Origin of the sequence: Paenibacillus sp. DMB20 (genome assembly GCF_000987955.1) — a bacterium.
Taxonomy (GTDB): domain Bacteria; phylum Bacillota; class Bacilli; order Paenibacillales; family Paenibacillaceae; genus Paenibacillus_AQ.
The window spans coordinates 334904-353860 of the sequence record NZ_LAZU01000037.1 but is presented as its reverse complement, the minus strand read 5'-3'; the positions used below and the strand labels follow the sequence as shown (position 1 = coordinate 353860).

The window sequence follows — 18957 nt, the reverse complement described above, 5'->3', positions numbered from 1 at the left end:
TATGGGGCGTGCGATAACGTTTTCTAGATGCAGGGTATGCTTCCGAGGCTGACGAAGGTCGGCCCATACCGGCGTGACTACTTTATTCCATCATAGCATGTCTATTATTTCATGGGCGATCATCGGCTGTAAGGTCTAAAAATAGAACGAATTTAACAATTGAAACGTTTTTTTGTATTATGCCAGGAAGGGGAATTCTCATTGAGTAAGCGTTCTTTGAATGGAACAGAATTTACCGCGATGGTCCTTGCCGGAGCGGAGCAGCTGCAGCTGCATGCGGAACACGTCAATTCCCTGAACGTTTTTCCCGGTGCCGGATGGCGACACGGGGACGAACATGAATTTGACGATGACCGCCGGCGTGGCGGAACTGAAAAGCAAATTTTCGGAATCTATAGGACATAGCGCGGGGGTGCTGTCAAAAGGACTGCTGATGGGGGCCCGGGGGAACTCGGGGGTTATTTTATCCCAGTTGTTCCGAGGCTTCAGCCGATATGCCGCACCTTACGCCGAGCTGAACTCCCATCAATTTGCCGCAGCGCTGCAAACGGGCGTGGAGGCTGCATACAAAGCGGTCGTTAAGCCTGTTGAAGGAACGATTCTGACGGTAGCCAAAGAAGCGGCCAAACATGCCGTGTATTTTTCCCGCAGAAGCGGCGATATCGTCGAACTGATGGAACAGGTGCTTGCCAAAGCGAAGGAAACGCTGTCCCAGACTCCCGAAATGCTGCCGGTTCTTAAGCAGGTTGGCGTTGTCGACTCCGGAGGCCAGGGTCTCGTATACATTTATGAAGGCTTTCTCAGATCGCTGAAAAATGGTGTGGTTGAGGAGACGGCTCCTGCCGCCGCGGGACAGGCCGTCATGCAGAGCACGGCTGCAGCCGGTGTGGTTACCCATCCGGATTTGGCAGTGGTGCAGCAGCCGTCTTCGGCCCAGTCCAAAATTTCGACCGAAGATATCGAGTTTTTATATGATATGGAATTTTTTATCAACCGTCAGCTGGGGGGGGCCCAGCATGCCGAGTTTGATGAAGACAAATTCAGAAAAGCGCTTGCCGTTAACGGGGATTCCATTATCGTCATTGCCGATGACGAGACCATTAAGGTGCATGTGCACTCCAAAGCTCCGGGCGAAGTGCTGAATTTGGCCCTGCTTTACGGCGAAATCACTCAAATTCATATATTGAACATGCGCGAGCAGCATCGTGATCTGTTGACGACGGGCATGGATATTGCTCCGATGCCTGAACTGTTCGCGGATATTCCGGCGGAAGAGAAGACCCCGGAAGCTCCGGCTGTACCGCCTGCGGACGAGTTGGCTCCTTATGGCTTCATCGCGGTATCCTCGGGCGAAGGCATTTCAAGTATTTTCAAAAGCCTCGGCGTGGATGTGGTGCTGGCCGGCGGCCAAACGATGAATCCGAGCACGGAGGATTTCGTCAATGCGATTTCGTCTATTTCCGCGCAGCAGATTTTCATTCTGCCGAACAACTCCAACATTGTGCTTGCGGCACAGCAGGCAAGGGAGCTGTTGGAAGGCGAGCGCAACGTGACCGTGATCCCAAGCAAAACGATCCCTCAGGGCATTGCGGCCGCATTCGAATTCCAGGAGGACGAAAGCGTCGAGACCAATACGGAGAACATGCTTGAAGCCGTTTCCCGCATTCAATCGGGACAGGTAACCTATGCGGTTCGGGATACGAATATCGATGAACTGCAGATTAAAGCCGGGGAGTACATCGGCATCCAGAACTCCAAAATCGTTGCGGCAGCCGCCGACTTGCAGACCGCGTGCCAGGAGCTGCTTGGAAAAATGCTGGAGTCCGGCGATGAAATCGTTACCCTGCTGACCGGCGAGGACGCTACGGAGGAAGTTACAACCGGACTCACGACATGGCTTGAAGAAAACTACCCGAACGCCGAAGTGGAAGTGCATTATGGGGGGCAGCCGATTTACGCATATCTGTTCTCTGTGGAAGCTTAATATTTGAAGGCCATTCAGAGGAGGGGACCCGGTGAAAAAAACCGTTATTGTCACCGACAGCACGGCGGACATTCCGGCAGACCTGGTAAAGAAGTACGACATTCGCATTGTTCCGCTGCGCGTGATGTTCGGCCATGATTCGTACCTCGACGGGATTGAAATTACCCCCGGCGATTTCTATAAGCGGCTTGTTGCATCTTCGCAGATGCCTACCACTTCCCAGCCCTCCCCTGCGGATTTTGCGGCAGCTTATGAGGCGGTTCTCAAAGAATCCCCCGGCTGTTCCATTTTGTCGATTCACCTGTCTTCAGGGATGAGCGGCACCTATCAGTCGGCGCTGCTTGCAACCTCGATGCTGGAGGAAGAGACGGACATTACGGTTTGGGATTCCAAGTCGGCATCGTACGGATTCGGGCTGTTCGTTGTCCATGCCGCCAAGCTGGCTGAGGAAGGCGCATCGGTTGAGGAGATTGTCTCCGCAGTGGAGGAGCTTCGGAGCCAGCGGAAACTGTATTTCCTGGTGGATACGCTGGAATATTTGCAAAAGGGCGGACGGATCGGCAAGGCTTCTGCGATCCTCGGAACGCTGTTAAACATCAAACCGATCCTTTCGATTGATCAGGAAGGAATCATATACGCGGTTGAAAAGGTAAGAGGACGCAAGAAGGCAACCTCTCGGATCATTGAGTTGTTTCAAAAAGAACTGCCAGGGATCACGAATATTCATGTAGGAGTGGGCCACACGGCGGACCCGGCTTCGGTGGAGGAATTCCTGGAGCAGTTGTCCACGGTGTTTACGGTGAAGGAAGTCGTGCTGTCCGAGATTGGCGCCGTCATCGGCACCCACGTCGGACCCGGCACGATTGCCGCGTATATCTGGCCCGCTTGATTGGGGGAGGAATATGAGTCTCAATCTGGATCAAATATCCGTAAGGCAGATCAACGGCGTGAGCGCCCTGAAGGAAGGGGAGCTTCACGCCTTTGGCGTCTCTACGGTAAAAGATTTGCTGGAATATTACCCGTTCCGGTACGAGGATTACCGGCTTCGCTCTTTGAGCGAGGTGAAGGACGGAGATAAAATAACGATACAAGCGAAAATCGCCGGGGTTCCCGTACTTCAGCGATATGGGCGAAAATCCCGCCTGTCCTGCAAAATGCTGGCCGAAAACTGGATGTTCACGGCAACCTGGTTCAACCGCCATTTTTTGAAGGATCAGTTGACGGCAGGCCGGGAAATCGTGCTGACGGGAAAATGGGACCAGCGGCGTCTGCAGCTTACGGTCTCGGAATCGGAATTTCCCGACAAAGGCGCTTTTCGCAGCGGAACGCTGCAGCCGGTGTATTCCATCGGCGGGAAGATCACGCAATCCTGGATCCGAAAAACGATGGTGCAGGCGCTTCGGCAGTATGGCGAAATGATTCCCGAAATTCTGCCTCAGGATCTTCTGCAAAAGTATGATCTGATGCCCCGGAAGCAGGCGATTGCCACGATTCATCAGCCTACGGATTCCAGGGAGGGCCAGGAGGCGCGGCGAAGAATGGTGTATGAAGAGCTGTTCATGTTTCAGCTCAAAATGCAGGCATTCCGCGCCTTAAACCGCGGACGCATGGACGGGGTGGTACATACCGCGGACAATTCGACCATCCGGGAATTTGTCCGGAGCCTGCCGTTTGAGTTGACGGATGCGCAGAAGAAGGTGGAGCTGGAAATTTTGCATGATATGCGTTCTCCGTACTGCATGAACCGTTTGCTTCAGGGCGACGTGGGCTCCGGCAAAACGGTGGTGGCCGCCATTGCGTTATATACGACGGTCCGGTCCGGTTTCCAAGGGGCGCTGATGGTTCCGACGGAAATTCTGGCGGAGCAGCATATGCGATCCCTGCAAAAGCTGTTTGAGCCCTTCGGGGTGAGCGTAGGGCTGCTGACCGGCAGCGTGACCGGAAAAAAACGAAAGGATCTGCTGGCTTCGCTGCAGATGGGACTGACCGACATCGTCGTCGGCACCCATGCCCTGATTCAGGAGGACGTTTACTTCCGCCAGCTGGGACTCGTCGTCACGGACGAGCAGCACCGCTTCGGCGTAAACCAGCGCAGCATCCTCCGGCGCAAAGGGTATAACCCGGATGTCCTGACGATGACGGCCACGCCGATTCCCCGGACGATGGCCATTACCGCGTTCGGGGATATGGATGTATCCACCCTGTCGGAAAGACCGAAGGGGCGAATCCCGATCACGACCTATTGGGTCAAGCACGATCTGATGGAGCGGGTGCTTGGCTTTATCCGCAGGGAAGTGGACCAGGGGCGCCAGGCCTATCTGATCTGCCCGCTCATCGAGGAATCGGAAAAGCTGGACGTGCAGAACGCGATTGATTTGCACGTGCAGATGCAGCAGGCTTTTCCTAATTACCGGGTCGGCCTGCTTCATGGACGGATGACGCCGGGGGAAAAGGACGAAGTGATGCGCGCTTTCTACAATAACGAGCTGCAGCTGCTCATTTCGACGACGGTCGTGGAGGTTGGCGTCGACGTACCCAATGCTACGTTGATGGTCATTATGGACGCCGACCGGTTCGGCCTGTCGCAGCTTCATCAGCTGCGCGGCCGGGTAGGCCGGGGTGCCCATGCATCCTACTGCATTCTCGTGGCCGATCCCAAAACGGAGGTCGGCCGGGAGCGGATGGAGGTTATGACCGAAACCGACGACGGTTTTGAGGTTGCCCGCCGGGACCTGGACCTGCGGGGACCGGGAGATTTTTTCGGCACGAAGCAGAGCGGCCTGCCGGAATTCCGGCTTGCGGATATGGTGGCCGACTTCGAGGTGGTCGAGAAGGCTAGAGACGATGCCGCGGCTCTAGTCGAAGACGCCGCCTTCTGGACTTCGCCGGCGTACGCCTCCCTTCGTGATTTCCTCCAGCAGGAGCAGATCTTTCAGGGAGACCTTATTGATTAATCCTGGCCGTTACCGGACAATCGCCGCCCTGGTAACGGCCAGGTTTCATTTTGTTGGCACTATGGACCGGCTGTCGTCATATACTCACCATGACAGGAGATATGACGGGAGGTGCCGAGAATTTGAGCTACCAACAATATGGAATCAGCCCCCAGCTCGTGGAGCGAATCAAGCTGAAGATGAAAAATCCTGCCATCAAGGAACGAATCAAGGGCCTGGTGCAAGGTTTGTCCCGCCAGGATCTGCAGAACAGCGCCAAGGTGCATCACCTGGTTCGGACCTCTGCCGGGATATTAAACGAGAAGTTGAGTCCCGCTCAGGAACAGCAGATCGTTCAGTTCGTAATCGCGCAGCGGATTGATCCGAACAATACGTTTCATCTGATCCGGCTTTGGGGAATGTTCCGTTAATATGACTTCCAACTGAAAAACAGGCATGCGAAAAGCCCCTGACCGATATAAACCGTGCAGGGGCTTGATGTTTGAGTTTATGCATGCGTCCGGAAATGAAAGAATGCGATAGAGTCCGTTTTCCGTAACCTCAAGAAAAAGCTCCGTAAAAGCGGCTCCGTATCTTTGGAGGCATCTTGGCACGTTACTTTTTTGGTGAGGGACGATAAAGTCGTTTCTCTCTACAGTCCATCATCGGTGATGGAGCGGATGCATTCGGGAGCGTCGTTTTTCACCGAGTTGACGAGCGTGCCTACCCTTACGGCCTTCATCCCGTCCTCCGGATAGGGGAGCAGGAGCTGCCGGAGCGTCTCCCGGCCGGTGCTGCGGCTCAGCCAAGCTTCTTCGTTCTCCGGACTCAAAATGACGGGCATCCGGTCATGAATCTCTTCCATCAGCCGGTTAGGGCGGGTCGTAATGACCGTGCAGGTGCTCAATCTGCTGCCGTCCGGTGCGGTCCAGATGTCATAGAGACCGGCCATGCTGAAGACCTTTCCGTCCTTCCTGCCGATCCGGTAAGGGATTTTGACTTTGTCCGCGCGCTTCCATTCGTAGAAGCCATCCGCCGGAATAAGGCATCTTTTGCGCAGGAAAGGCGTTTTGTAGGCCGGCTTCTCTTCCAGCGTCTCGCTTCGGGCATTCATCATTTTGGCGGCTCCGGAAGCGTCGCGGGCCCAGGAAGGGACAAGCCCCCAGCGCAGCTGCCCGATCCGGCGGCGGGCGCCGTCATGAATGACGGCAGCAACCATCTGGGTGGGCGCGATATTGTAACGCGGCACATGAAAGGGAGAGAGGGATTCCGGATCGATAAGGAACCGGTTCATCAGCTCTTCCCATGTGACGGTAAGCGTAAAACGCCCGCACATGAAAATCGCCTCCTTTTGGGAATAATGGGTAGAAAGATTATGATTTTTTTCTGAACATGAAGGCATACGTAAAGTATACACGTATTTTGCATTGGCGAAAAATGATGCGCTCACCTATAATGGTTAGGTATGTGCCGCCGTCCTTGGAGAAAGGGCAACGGATTCGTTTCGCTTGGCGGCAGCGTGATTTTCAACATGAGAAATGGGGGCAGTTCAGTGTTTGATTTAAAAACCAACGGGACTTCGGTCAAAACCGAAGTCGTGGCCGGAGCAACGACTTTTTTTTACCATGGCCTATATTATGGTCGTCAATCCGCTGATTCTTTCGGGCGCCGGAGTTCCTTTCGAGCAGAGTTTTACCGCTACAATCATCGCGGCCGTCATCGGCACGCTGCTGATGGGCCTGGTGGCCCGTTATCCGATCGCGGTTGCGCCGGGTATGGGATTAAATGCGTATTTTACATATTCGGTCGTTCAGGGACACGAGGGCCTGTCTTACATCGAGGCGTTCTCGGCCGTTTTCGTTGCGGGTATACTGTTCCTTCTGCTGTCGATGACAACCCTGCGCAGCAGGCTGATCGAAATGATTCCGCCGAACCTGAAGCATGCGATTACGGCGGGAATCGGTTTGTTTATCGCTTTTATCGGTCTGCGGATGAGCGGCATTATTACGGCTCACCCGGACAATCTGGTCGCTTTGGGCGACCTGCATAAGCCTTCGGCCGTTCTGGCTTTGGTCGGGCTTGCGGTGACGCTCATCCTGCTGTCCCGGAACGTCAAGGGGGCGTTGTTTATCGGGATGATCCTTACCGGCATCATCGCTTATTTTGCGGACATGCTGTCCTTCTCGAACGGCATCATGTCCGTCCCGTCGCTGCCGGAGGGAATTCTGGTGTGGAATCCGGTCACGGCGGTAGGCGATGTATTCTCCCACAGCCTGTATGCGGTCGTGTTCTCGTTTCTCTTGGTGACCTTGTTCGATACGACCGGGACGGTGGTCGGCGTGGCGGAGCAGGCGGGGCTGATGAAGGATAACAAGCTGCCGCGCTCGGAGCGGGCGATGCTCTCCGACTCGATCGCCACGGTTGCCGGTTCCATGGTCGGCACAAGCCCGACAACCGCTTATATTGAATCGGCGGCCGGGGTTGGAGCCGGAGGGCGGACGGGACTAACGGCGGTCGTGGTGGCGGCGCTGTTTGCGATTGCGGCTTTCTTCGGTCCGCTGGTGGGCGCGGTCTCCGGTTTGTCGGCGATTACCGCGCCTTCCCTCATCGTGGTCGGGTGCCTGATGCTGAGCAATGTGCGCAGCATCAAATGGGATGACTTCGACGAAGCCTTCCCGGCATTTCTTGTCATTCTGACGATGCCGCTGACTTCCAGCATCGCTACGGGCATTGCGCTCGGCTTTATCTCCTATCCGCTGATGAAGGTCGTCAAAGGCAAATTCCGCGAGGTTCATCCGCTCATGTATATTTTTGCGGTGCTGTTTGTTCTGCAGCTTGTTTTTGTCCCGCATTGATTCTTTGGCCGAAGCATTTGAAAAGCCGGGCATTCTCCCTGCTAGGCAGGCGAGGAGCTCCGGTTTTTTTGTGCTTTGGAAGAGAACTAACATGTCGGTTGTGCTTCGCTGCGGGCTGTGTCGGAACACGGGCGTATCCGAGGAGAGGGGCATGGGCGGACCGTAAAAACAAGGCGGCAGTCATCTGCTTAGCGATTACTCCGATGGTTGGCCGAGCAGGGCCTCCAGCTTGCGTTCGATTTCCCGGAGCCGCCGGTTGTAGTGACGGTACGTAACGTATCCGATGATGGCTTTCATCGCAAAAAACAGAACGGCGGCCGCAGCAATGAGAGTATAGCTGCGGCTCGCTTGGCGAAGCCAGTATTCCACGTTCATCGGAACGCTCCTCCGTTTCGTTTTGGATTGAAAGCCGTTTTTGCTCCGTGCTTGAATGCTGCTATCCATATTATGCCGAGCCGATAAAGATTTTATGATGAATGCCATGACTGCCGAGCAAAAGCCGCAAGCCGCAAGCCGTAAGCCGCAAGTCGCGTCAGCGGTCAAACCGGGAATTCTCCGTCCCCCGCCTCCAAAATATCCCCAAGCGGGATCCAGGCGTCCTGGATATGCACCCGCTGCCGAAGCGAATCGATGCGGGATATCATGCCGGTTACGCTGTAATCCCCATACTCCCCGAATACCCTCAGCTGTACCTCCTGTTTATCGTGGTAGGCGATGGACAGTTTTTCCGCGATCCTTTCCGCCTCCTGCTCATCAAGTAGGGGATGCTCCTGCCTGTGTTTTTTTTTCCTGTTTGGCCAAAATGGCGTCCCGATGCTCAAACAGCATCATGCGGCTGGATTCCCACAGTCCGTTACCCGTCAGTTTCTTCATTTGTAGTGTCCTCCGATCTTCGCGTTAAGAAACTTCAGCTGGCTGGTGTGCTTCAAGGATGAACCGAAGTAGACCGAAGACGGCCCGAACATGCCGCGGATCTCGTCCATGGTATGCTCCAGGTGCATAAGCCTCTCCCGGTCCCCGAACAGGGAAAGCTGGTATACGTCATCGTTCTGCAGCTCGCCGAGGGAGAGCCAGATTTTCCGTACCGGCCCGCCGTCCCAGTGGGTATCGAACAGCTTTTTCGCCGCCGCGTATACCTCCCTTGAGATTTGGGTCGGCTCCGGAAGTTTCATCTGGCGCGAGAAGCCCACGGGCCGGTCGAAGTCGGCGCCCTGCGCCCCGGCCTGGACCACGCTTCCCATATAGCCCTTGGCCCGGGCCCGTTCGCAGATCAGCATGGACAATTCGTTCAGCACCACGTCAATATCCTCCCGGACGTTGTAATCGACGGGCAGCGTCGTCTGCCGGCCGATCCCCTTCTGTCCGTCAAACGCATCGGGGGTGACGGGGGAATCGTCGCAGCCGTTGGCTGTCCGCCACAGCACCTCGCTCCAGATGTCGCAGTTTTTTCTCATGTACCGCTTCATTTTCTGTTTCAGCTCCCCGAGCGGGGTATGCGCCAGCTCTCCGATCGTATGGATGCCGAGCCTGGCCAGATGGCGCATCGTCCTGGAACCGACGCCGAACATTTTGTTGACCGGGCAGGACCAGAGGGCATCCATATTGTGCTCGTTCAGTTCGTAGATGCCGTCTTTGTTCTTTTTGGCGAAGTTGTCGCAGGCCATTTTTGCGAGAATTTTATTGCGTCCGATGCCGATGCGGGTGCGAATGCCGGTTTCCTTCTCTATTCGCATCTGGATGTGGCCCGCCAGCTCCACGGGCGAACAGCCGAAATGGGAGAGGCTGGCGGTAACATCGATGAACTGTTCGTCGATGCTGAACGGCTCCACCAGATCCGAGTACGACTCCAGGATGCTCATAATCTGCAGAGACACCCGGATATAAGCGCTCATGCGAGGCTTCATCACGATCAGCCCGGGACATTTCTGCTGCGCCTGCCAGAGGGCTTCCGCGGTGGTGATGCCGCTCTCCTTGGCCAGGGGACAGGCGGCCAGAATGATCCCGCTGCGCCGGGAAGGGTCGCCGGATACGACAAGCGGCTTGTTTTTGTAGGCGGGGTGGGACGCTTTTTCAACAGAGGCATAAAAGGATTGGCAGTCTGCCAGGAAGATGACCCGTTGGTGTCGTTTATGCATGCCGATGCTCCCCTTATTCAAGACTGATGTGAAGCGCCTCGGCCAGCCGCTGCTCGATGTCCGCTCTCACGAAATCCCACTGCAGCTCCATGTGGTGCCGGTAGCCCCGGCACTGGTAGCGAAGCAGCAGGGAGTACTCTTTCCGGCGGGTTTCCATAATGATGATGCTTCGGGCGCGGCAGTCTTTTTTGAGCTGGCTTAATCTGGCCATCGCGGACTTCTGGATTGCCCTCAGGCGCTGAACGTAAAGTTCGGTCAGGCCGGATGCCTCCATGCTCCGGATATCTTTTTCAAGAACATCAAGCAGGATGGGCAGGATCGCGCTCTCTTTTACCATCTGGAGCTCCTCCCCGGTCTGCAGCGGAGATGCGGACATAACTGTTTCGGCCTCCTGTCGGTTCTTCATACACTCTTCATCATTATATACCGAACACATGTTCTTTATTCAAGTGGTAAATACCGCTTGCGATGTCAGTAAAATCAATGATTGTGTGGAGTCAGGATGATTTCCAAAATTTATGAGGGAAAGACGAAAGGGACGGAGCAATATATTCCATTTGATTTGCGACTTCGGTTGGGCGGGCATTTGGAACAAACCAATTAAGCACGGAAAGCCAGCGGGCACATAATGCTGCGCCCGGCTGGCTTCCGGATTCATGAAGGAACGTATTTTATTTTGAGCAAAATCGAAGCCAGGGCAAGGATGGCAAACACGATTCCGCTCCAGATCAGCTGATGGATACCCGCCTCGGCTATCAACCAGCCCCCTGCCGTGGTGCCCAGCGTAATCCCCAGGTTGGAAAACGATACAAACAAGCTGTTGCCAAACTCCGGTGCATCTTCCGTCACCGTCGTCAGCCATGTTTGGCTGACGATTAATCCTCCGGAATGGATCATCCCCCATAGAAACACGACGATCATGGCCGGAATTCCGTATGGCCACAGGCTATACAGCAGTAGGTACACAGCGATATACAGCACAGGGAACATCATCACTGTCCACCGGTATGTTTTTTTGCAGCAGGGCGCCAAATGCGAAGTTGCCGAAAATCATGATGATTCCAAAACCCATCAGCATCACACTGATCACCGATCCGTGCATAGGTGTGACCTGGCCGAGGTATTCCGCAAAATAGCTGTATACCGAAAACATCGCCGCAAAAATAAAAATGACCGAAGTTATATTTAACCACAATGCGGGTCAGCCATTCCATGATTTGACAACGGGTCTCATTGGATAACGCTATATACTTTTTTCAAAACTTTATACAAGCTGTTCATTCCTTCGACAGCTTTCAGTGAGCCCAAAATCGTGGTATGGTGAAACCGGAACAAAACGCTGTTCGAGAGAACCGTACATAATCATCCACTGAGGAGATGGGGCTGCGATGGCTGTAAACGTAGGCATTATTGGTACCGGTTGGTTTAGCGGAGTTCATGGAGATATTTTATCCCAGATGGACGGAGTGGCCGTCAAGGCGTTTGTCGGCACGAGTCAGGACAAGGCGGAACAAGCCGCCCGGAAGTATGCGTCAGCAGCGGCTTATGCCAATGTTGAGCAAATGCTGGATGAAACCAAGCCGGATGCGGTTTATATTTGCGTTCCGCCGTTTGCGCATGGAGAGATTGAAGCACGGCTTGTGGAGAGAGGTATTCCTTTTCTGGTCGAAAAGCCGCTCGGCACCCGGCTGGACATCCCGCAAAAGATTGCCCAAGCGGTAAAAAGGGCCGGTTTAATCACATCTGCCGGCTACCATTTTCGTTATACGGATGCGGTTAAACGGGCAACGGAGGTTATCCGCGATCGGAAGGCCGGCATGGCTCTGGGCTATTGGATGGGCGACATGCCGCAAGTATATTGGTGGAGAAAGCAGGAAGGCTCGGGAGGGCAGTTCATGGAGCAGACGACCCATATCGTGGATTTGCTGCGCTGCTTGCTGGGCGAGGCGGATGAAGTATATGCCGCCTTTGCGCATCGGGCGATGCAGGACAAGCATGAAGGCGTTACGGTGCATGATGTGGGAACGGTGACCCTGAAATTAAAAAGCGGTGCCATCGCTACGATTTCCAATACGTGCATCCTTCCGGAAGAGGAACAGGTAGGCCTGGCCATTTATACCGAGCAGGGAAGCCTGGATATTAAACCGGATAAGCTCATCGTCAGGGAAAAAGGAAGGATCACCGAATACCGGAATGCGACTAACCCCTATCAACGCGAGAACGAAGCTTTTATTCACGCCGTGCGCACCGGAGATGCTTCGGGGATTTTGTCGCCCTACGGGGATGCCGTCAAAACGATGGAAATTACCTGTGCCGCTTTGCGTTCCGCCGAGACGGGAAAACCCGTGGAGCTATGATCCATAAGTCGAAATGAAACGCGCCTGACTTCGACCCGCCTAGACGTCGAAGCAGGCGCTTTTTTTTGTAAAGAAGAATCGCCCCTTTCATCAAGAAAAAGGGAATTCCCGAAAGGATTATAGGAACTTTCCCTAATAGGAAACGGGAAGCCCCCCTCCCATAATGTAGGTATAAGAATAGACAAATCTTTGATTCCCGTCATATTTGTCATTCTGCAGAAGGGGTGGTTGTGTCCCAATGAAGAAAAAATTCGGGCTAAAGTTCTTTAAGCCGACGGAAAGCTATTCCGGGAACTGGTCGATTCTCGAGGAGAAGGACCGTACCTGGGAAAACATGTATCGCGGGCGCTGGTCGCACGACAAGGTCGTGCGCACGACGCACGGCGTCAACTGCACGGGCTCCTGCAGCTGGAAAGTGTTTGTGAAAAACGGCATTATCACATGGGAGAATCAACAAATAGATTATCCGTCCTGCGGTCCGGACATGCCGGAATTCGAACCGCGGGGCTGCCCGCGCGGCGCCTCCTTTTCGTGGTACGAATACAGTCCGCTGCGGGTGAAATATCCTTATATGCGCGGCCGGTTATGGCGCATGTGGAAGCAGGCCTTGGCGGAAGCGGCCGATCCGGTCGCGGCCTGGGCGAGCATCGTGGAGGACCCGGGAAAAGCGGAAGCTTATAAGAAAATGCGCGGCAAGGGCGGCCACGTCCGCGTGACTTGGGAGGATGCGACCCGGTTGATTTCGGCGCAGCTGATCTACACGATCCGCAAGTACGGGCCGGACCGCATTGCCGGGTTTACGCCGATTCCGGCGATGTCGATGATCAGCTATGCTTCGGGCGCACGGTTTATCTCGCTGCTCGGCGGCGAAATGCTGAGCTTCTATGACTGGTACGCCGACCTTCCGCCCGCTTCGCCGCAAATATGGGGCGAGCAGACGGATGTGCCGGAATCCAGCGACTGGTACAACTCGGGCTACCTGATCATGTGGGGCTCGAACGTGCCGCTGACGCGCACTCCGGACGCGCATTTTATGACCGAGGTTCGCTATAAAGGAACCAAGGTGGTATCCGTGGCGCCCGATTATGCGGAAAACGTGAAATTCGCGGATAACTGGCTCGCGCCGAATCCGGGAACGGACGCGGCCATCGCGCAAGCGATGACGCATGTCATCCTGAATGAATTTTATCGGGAGCGGCGGGAGCCGATGTTCCTGGATTACGCAAAGCAATATACCGACATGCCGTTCCTGATCCTGCTGGATGAATTTGAAGGCAGTTATAAGGCGGGGCGCTTTCTGCGGGCGAGCGACCTTGGGGACGCTTCGCAGCATGCCGAGTGGAAGCCGGTCATTCTGGATGAAGCCACGAACGAGATTCTGGTTCCGAACGGGACGATGGGCCAGCGGTGGGAGAAGGATAAGAAATGGAATCTGATCCTCGAGCGCGAAGACGGCATGAAGATCGAGCCGGCTCTTTCGGTTGAAGCCCATGGTGCCGAATGGCAGGAGATTGCGTTTCCGTTCTTTGACAACGAGGGCAACGGAGTCTTCAAGCGGCCGATCCCGGCCCGGAAAATCCGGCTTGCCGACGGAACGGAGCGGCTCGCCGCGACCGTGTACGATTTGATGATGAGCCAGTACGGCGTTCGGCGCCTCGGCAGCGAATATGAGGCAAAAGGCTATGACGATGCCGCATCCCGTTATACGCCTGCCTGGCAGGAATCGGTGACGGGCGTCAAGCCGTCGGTCGTCATCCAGATTGCCCGCGAGTTTGCCCAAAATTCGCTGGATACCGGGGGGACGCTCCATGATCATAATGGGTGCCGGGATTAACCATTGGTTTAACAGCGACACCATCTACCGCGCGATTCTGAACCTGGTCATTCTGACCGCTTCGCAGGGCGTGAACGGAGGCGGCTGGGCGCACTATGTCGGGCAGGAGAAGTGCCGTCCGATCGAAGGCTGGTCCACCGTGGCTTTCGCGAAGGATTGGCAGGGGCCGCCCCGGCTGCAGAATGCGACCTCCTTTTTCTATTTTGCGACAGACCAGTGGAAATACGAGGAGACGGGTGCAGAATCGCTGAAATCGCCGACCGGCGGGGAGATCCGGTATCGGCATCCGGCAGATTACAATGTGCTGGCGGCCCGCCTCGGGTGGCTGCCTTCCTACCCTCAGTTTAACAAGAGCAGTTTGGCGTTTGCCGAGGAAGCGGCCCGGCAGGGCGCAACGAAGAATGAGGATATCATCCGGCACACGCTCGATCAGATTATTACCGGAGAGACAAGGTTCGCCGTAGAGGATCCGGATGCGCCGGAGAATTTCCCCCGTTCTTTATTCGTCTGGCGGTCCAATCTGATCTCCAGCTCTGCTAAGGGGCAGGAGTATTTTATGAAGCATCTGCTCGGCACGCATGACGGGCTGCTGTCCACGCCGAACGAGGAGGAAAAGCCGGAGGAGATCGTCTGGCGGGATGAGGTGGAAGGAAAGCTTGACCTGCTGGTCGCTCTGGATTTCCGCATGACCTCGACGCCGATGTACGCCGATATTGTTCTGCCGGCGGCAACCTGGTACGAGAAAACGGATCTGTCCTCGACGGATATGCATCCGTTCGTGCACCCGTTTAACCCGGCGGTCGATCCGCTGTGGGAATCCCGGTCGGACTGGGACATCTACCGGACGCTTGCGAAAGAGTTCTCGGCTATGGCCGAAGAACATTTGCCGGGCGTGTATAAGGACGTTGTATCCTCGCCGCTGGCGCATGATTCGGTAAACGAAATTGCCCAGCCGTACGGGTTGATCAAGGATTGGCGCAAGGGCGAGGCTGCCCCGGTTCCGGGCCGAACGATGCCGAACCTGGCCGTCGTCGAGCGGGATTACACGAAGATCTACGATAAATATGTCAGCCTGGGGCCGAATCTGGCCACGGGCAAGGTGGGCGCTCACGGCGTCAGCTTCTCCGTAGCCGAGGAATACGAGGAATTAAAGCGCATCAACGGGGCTTATTACGATGACACGATAAAGAACGGCCTGCCGAAGCTCGAAACGGCGCGCCATGCCGCGGACGCGATCCTGAATTTATCGTCGGCGACGAACGGCAGGGTGTCCCAGCGCGCCTGGGAATCGGCCGAGCAGGATACGGGCGTTGCCCTCAAGGATATATCCGCCGACCGCGCGGCGGAGCGGATTACGTTCCAGAGCATTACGATCCAGCCGCGGGAGGTCATTCCAACGCCGGTGTTCACCGGATCGAACAAGATGGGCAGACGGTACTCGCCGTTCACGACCAATATCGAGCGCCTCGTTCCGTTCCGGACGCTTACGGGAAGACAGCATTTCTATATCGATCACGAGCTCTTCCTGCAGTTTGGCGAAGCGCTGCCGATATATAAGCCGACTCTGCCGCCCATGGTTTTCGGACCGCGGGATAAACAGATTGCGGGAGGAAAGGACGCCTTGGTCCTCCGTTACCTGACGCCGCACGGCAAATGGAACATCCACAGCATGTATCAGGATAACCTGCACATGCTGACCTTGTTCCGCGGAGGCCCGACCGTATGGCTGAACGACGAGGATGCGGAGACGCACGGGATCCGGGATAACGACTGGCTTGAGGTGTACAACCGAAACGGCGTCGTCACCGCCCGCGCCGTCGTCAGCCATCGGATGCCGAAGGGCACGATGTTCATGTATCACGCGCAGGATAAGCATATCAACGTGCCGGGCTCGGAAATTACGAAGGAGCGCGGCGGCAGCCACAATGCGCCGACGAGGATTCACGTCAAGCCGACCCAAATGGTTGGCGGTTACGCTCAACTGAGCTATGGCTTTAACTATTACGGCCCGATCGGAAACCAGCGGGATGTCTATGTCGCGGTCCGCAAAATGAAGGAGGTCGACTGGCTTGAAGATTAAAGCGCAAATTGCCATGGTCATGAATCTGGACAAGTGCATCGGATGCCATACCTGCAGCGTGACCTGCAAGAGCACATGGACCAACCGCCCCGGCGCCGAATACATGTGGTTCAACAATGTAGAGACGAAGCCCGGCATTGGATATCCGAAACGCTGGGAGGATCAGGAACAGTACAAGGGCGGTTGGACGCTGAGGAACGGCAAGCTTGAATTGAAATCGGGAAACAAGCTATCCAAAATCGCCCTGGGCAAAATCTTTTATAACCCGGATATGCCGGAGATGAAGGACTACTATGAACCATGGACATACAATTATGAACACTTGACAAGTGCCGGAGAAAAAAAGCATCAGCCCGTTGCGCGTCCGAAATCGGCGGTAACCGGCGATCCCATGGACCTGGATTGGGGTCCGAACTGGGAAGACGATCTGGCCGGCGCTCATGTAACGGGTCCGCAGGACCCGAACATCGAGAAAATCGAGGAGGAAATCAAGTTTAACTTCGAGCAGGCGTTCATGATGTATCTGCCGCGCCTCTGCGAGCATTGCCTGAATCCGAGCTGCGTTGCGTCCTGCCCCTCCGGCGCCATGTACAAGCGGGACGAGGACGGCATCGTTCTCGTGGACCAGGAGGCTTGCCGCGGCTGGCGCTACTGCATGACAGGCTGTCCTTACAAAAAGGTGTATTTCAACTGGCAGACGAACAAAGCGGAAAAATGCACCTTCTGCTTCCCGCGGATCGAGGCGGGGCTTCCGACGGTATGCTCGGAGACGTGCACGGGGCGCATTCGTTACCTCGGCGTGCTGCTATACGACGCCGACCGGGTGCAGGAAGCGGCTTCCATGCCGGATGAGAAGGATCTGTACCAAGCACAGTGCGACTTGTTCCTGGATCCGAACGATCCGGCGGTCATCGCCCAGGCCCGGAAGGACGGCATCACCGAGGAGTGGATCGAAGCCGCTCAGCATTCGCCGGTATACAAGCTGGCCATCGAATACAAGCTGGCCTTCCCGCTGCATCCGGAATACCGGACGCTGCCGATGGTGTGGTACGTGCCGCCGCTCAGCCCGATCATGAACTATTTTGAAGGCAAGGATTCGATTCAAAACCCGGATTTGATCTTCCCGGCCATCGAAGAAATGCGGATGCCGATTCAATATTTGGCGAACATGCTCACGGCAGGCGACCCGGAACCGGTGAAGGAGTCGCTGCAGCGGATGGCGATGATGCGTTCCTACATGCGCTCCTTATCGACCGGGAAACCTTTCGAGGAGCAGCGGCTGAACCGATTGGGCCTGACGGCGCACCAGACGGAACAAATCTATCGTTTGCTCGCGATCGCCAAGTACGAGGACCGGTTCGTCATCCCGACATCGCACAGGGAAACTTACTTGGATACGTACCATGCGCAGGGTTCCGAAGGCTTCGGGATGAACTGCGGCGGCTGCGGCGTTTCGGGTTCATCGGCAGACAAGAACGCTAAAGATTCGGAGTATTTCTATGGGGGAATATGGCGTGATTAATCTTGAGAAGCTGTACGCGTATAAGCATTTGTTCGGTTTTTTCGCCCATCAGCTCACCTACCCGGAAAAACTGGATTTTCACCCGTCCGTCATGGACGGCTTGGCGGAGCCGGCAGATCCGGCGTATGAGCACATCGAAAGGTTCTGGGAGCTCATGCACGGTTACAGCATGGAAGAAATTGAAGAAATGTACGTGCAGACCTTCGACTTTCAGAAGGATTCGACCCTGTACATGACCTACTTTAAATTCGAGGATTCGAAAGAGCGTGGGCAAATGCTGGCCAAGCTGAAAATATTGTACCAGATGTTCGGCCTGGATATGCCGGACCGGGAGCTGTCGGATTACCTGCCTTGATGTGCGAGTTCATATACGCCGCCAAATGGGACAGATATCCGCAGGCCGAGAAGGATTTCAGCGTCTTGGCAAGCGTGATCGAGGACGGCACGTATCATCTGTTGAAATCGCTCGAGAAGAGCGGAAGCCCGTATTATCATCTCGTCAAAGCTTTGCGGGAAACGCTGAAAGCTTGTATCCGACAGGAGGCTTCAGACCATGAGCTTGCTTGATCAATTTCTGTGGGTCATTTTCCCGTATGTTTGTTTGGTTACATTTGTTGTGGGGCATATCTTTCGTTACCGGCATGATCAATTCAACTGGACGGCCAAGTCCAGCGAGTTCATCGAGAAAAAGCATCTCAAGCTCGGCAGCCTGATGTTCCATCTCGGCATTATCCCCGTGATTGGCGGCCATATTGCAGGCTTGGGCATTCCCAAGGAATGGATGGAGGCCCTCGGCGTCAGCGATCATCTGTACCACATCGGCGCGGTGTATATCGGGAGCCTGTTCGGCTTCCTCACGCTGGGCGGCATGCTGCTGCTGACGGCCCGCAGACTCACGATCCGGAATGTCCGCAAATTAAGTTCCGCGTCGGATATCATCGTGAACCTGCTGCTGCTGTTCATCGTGATCATGGGCATGTACAGCACGATCGTGACGAATGCGACCCAGCCCGGTTTCGATTACCGGACGACCGTCTCGGTGTGGTTCCGCAATCTTTTCATCCTGCGTCCCGATGCCGGATTAATGGCCAATGTGCCGGTTTCTTTTCAGATTCACATCCTGGCGGGTTTCCTTATTTTCGCGCTGTGGCCGTTCACAAGGCTGGTTCATGTCTGGAGCGTTCCGTTGAATTATGTGGGCAGAAGTTATATCCTATATAGGAAGAACCGCAAACATGGAATGTAGGAGAGAAGGCT

At 55.3% G+C, this 18957-nt stretch carries 11 protein-coding genes and 5 pseudogenes; 10 read left to right on the top strand and 6 right to left on the bottom strand.

Translation table 11 applies throughout. The features are described from left to right. Positions 1 to 201 precede the first annotated feature (201 nt). The 4 genes and pseudogenes from XI25_RS22315 to XI25_RS22300 all read left to right on the top strand — a co-directional run bounded on the left by XI25_RS22315 (position 202) and on the right by XI25_RS22300 (position 5348). A pseudogene (locus XI25_RS22315) lies at positions 202 to 1984 on the top strand (DAK2 domain-containing protein). Between the two features lie 31 nt (positions 1985 to 2015). Further along, entirely contained in the window at positions 2016 to 2873 is an 858-nt protein-coding gene (locus XI25_RS22310) for a DegV family protein (RefSeq protein WP_046680293.1), read from the top strand. Positions 2874 to 2886: 13 nt separating this feature from the next. Further along, complete coding sequence (recG, locus tag XI25_RS22305) at positions 2887 to 4938, top strand: ATP-dependent DNA helicase RecG (RefSeq protein WP_046680292.1); 2052 nt, start codon at positions 2887 to 2889, stop codon at positions 4936 to 4938. A gap of 122 nt (positions 4939 to 5060) precedes the next feature. After that, positions 5061 to 5348: a stage VI sporulation protein F gene (locus XI25_RS22300; RefSeq protein WP_046680450.1), complete on the top strand. Its 288-nt coding sequence runs from the start codon at positions 5061 to 5063 to the stop codon at positions 5346 to 5348. 221 nt (positions 5349 to 5569) lie between these two features. Here XI25_RS22300 and XI25_RS22295 read toward each other — a convergent pair whose 3' ends face one another. After that, entirely contained in the window at positions 5570 to 6253 is a 684-nt protein-coding gene (locus XI25_RS22295; protein ID WP_046680291.1) for an SOS response-associated peptidase, read from the bottom strand. Between the two features lie 195 nt (positions 6254 to 6448). Here XI25_RS22295 and XI25_RS22290 point away from each other — a divergent pair. Continuing rightward, positions 6449 to 7772: pseudogene (locus tag XI25_RS22290) on the top strand (NCS2 family permease). Between the two features lie 195 nt (positions 7773 to 7967). Here XI25_RS22290 and XI25_RS22285 read toward each other — a convergent pair. The 5 genes and pseudogenes from XI25_RS22285 to XI25_RS35140 all read right to left on the bottom strand — a co-directional run. Next, positions 7968 to 8147, bottom strand: coding sequence for a hypothetical protein (locus XI25_RS22285; RefSeq protein ID WP_046680449.1), 180 nt, complete (start codon positions 8145 to 8147; stop codon positions 7968 to 7970). 164 nt (positions 8148 to 8311) lie between these two features. Beyond that, entirely contained in the window at positions 8312 to 8593 is a 282-nt protein-coding gene (locus tag XI25_RS22280) for a YolD-like family protein (protein ID WP_235440072.1), read from the bottom strand. Positions 8594 to 8641: 48 nt separating this feature from the next. After that, positions 8642 to 9907, bottom strand: coding sequence for a DNA polymerase IV (locus XI25_RS22275; RefSeq protein WP_046680290.1), 1266 nt, complete (start codon positions 9905 to 9907; stop codon positions 8642 to 8644). A gap of 13 nt (positions 9908 to 9920) precedes the next feature. Continuing rightward, complete coding sequence (locus XI25_RS22270; protein ID WP_046680289.1) at positions 9921 to 10283, bottom strand: hypothetical protein; 363 nt, start codon at positions 10281 to 10283, stop codon at positions 9921 to 9923. Between the two features lie 278 nt (positions 10284 to 10561). Then, positions 10562 to 11108 (bottom strand): annotated as a pseudogene (locus tag XI25_RS35140) (MFS transporter); the annotation flags it as partial. A gap of 187 nt (positions 11109 to 11295) precedes the next feature. On the opposite strand from XI25_RS35140, the gene XI25_RS22260 reads away from it, so the two are divergent. The 5 genes and pseudogenes from XI25_RS22260 (at position 11296) to narI (ending at position 18946) form a co-directional block, all read left to right on the top strand. Beyond that, on the top strand, positions 11296 to 12264 hold the full coding sequence (locus XI25_RS22260; protein WP_046680288.1) for a Gfo/Idh/MocA family protein: 969 nt from the start codon (positions 11296 to 11298) through the stop codon (positions 12262 to 12264). Between the two features lie 238 nt (positions 12265 to 12502). Then, positions 12503 to 16178: pseudogene (locus tag XI25_RS36470) on the top strand (nitrate reductase subunit alpha). Beyond that, positions 16168 to 17700, top strand: a complete 1533-nt coding sequence (gene narH / locus XI25_RS22250; RefSeq protein WP_046680287.1) for a nitrate reductase subunit beta — start codon at positions 16168 to 16170, stop codon at positions 17698 to 17700. The pseudogene XI25_RS36470 and the gene narH overlap by 11 nt, the downstream one beginning before the upstream one ends. Then, positions 17693 to 18267 (top strand): annotated as a pseudogene (narJ, locus tag XI25_RS22245) (nitrate reductase molybdenum cofactor assembly chaperone). The gene narH and the pseudogene narJ overlap by 8 nt, the downstream one beginning before the upstream one ends. Beyond that, positions 18254 to 18946: a respiratory nitrate reductase subunit gamma gene (gene narI / locus XI25_RS22240; protein WP_046680286.1), complete on the top strand. Its 693-nt coding sequence runs from the start codon at positions 18254 to 18256 to the stop codon at positions 18944 to 18946. The pseudogene narJ and the gene narI overlap by 14 nt, the downstream one beginning before the upstream one ends. The last annotated feature ends 11 nt before the right edge of the window (positions 18947 to 18957 follow it).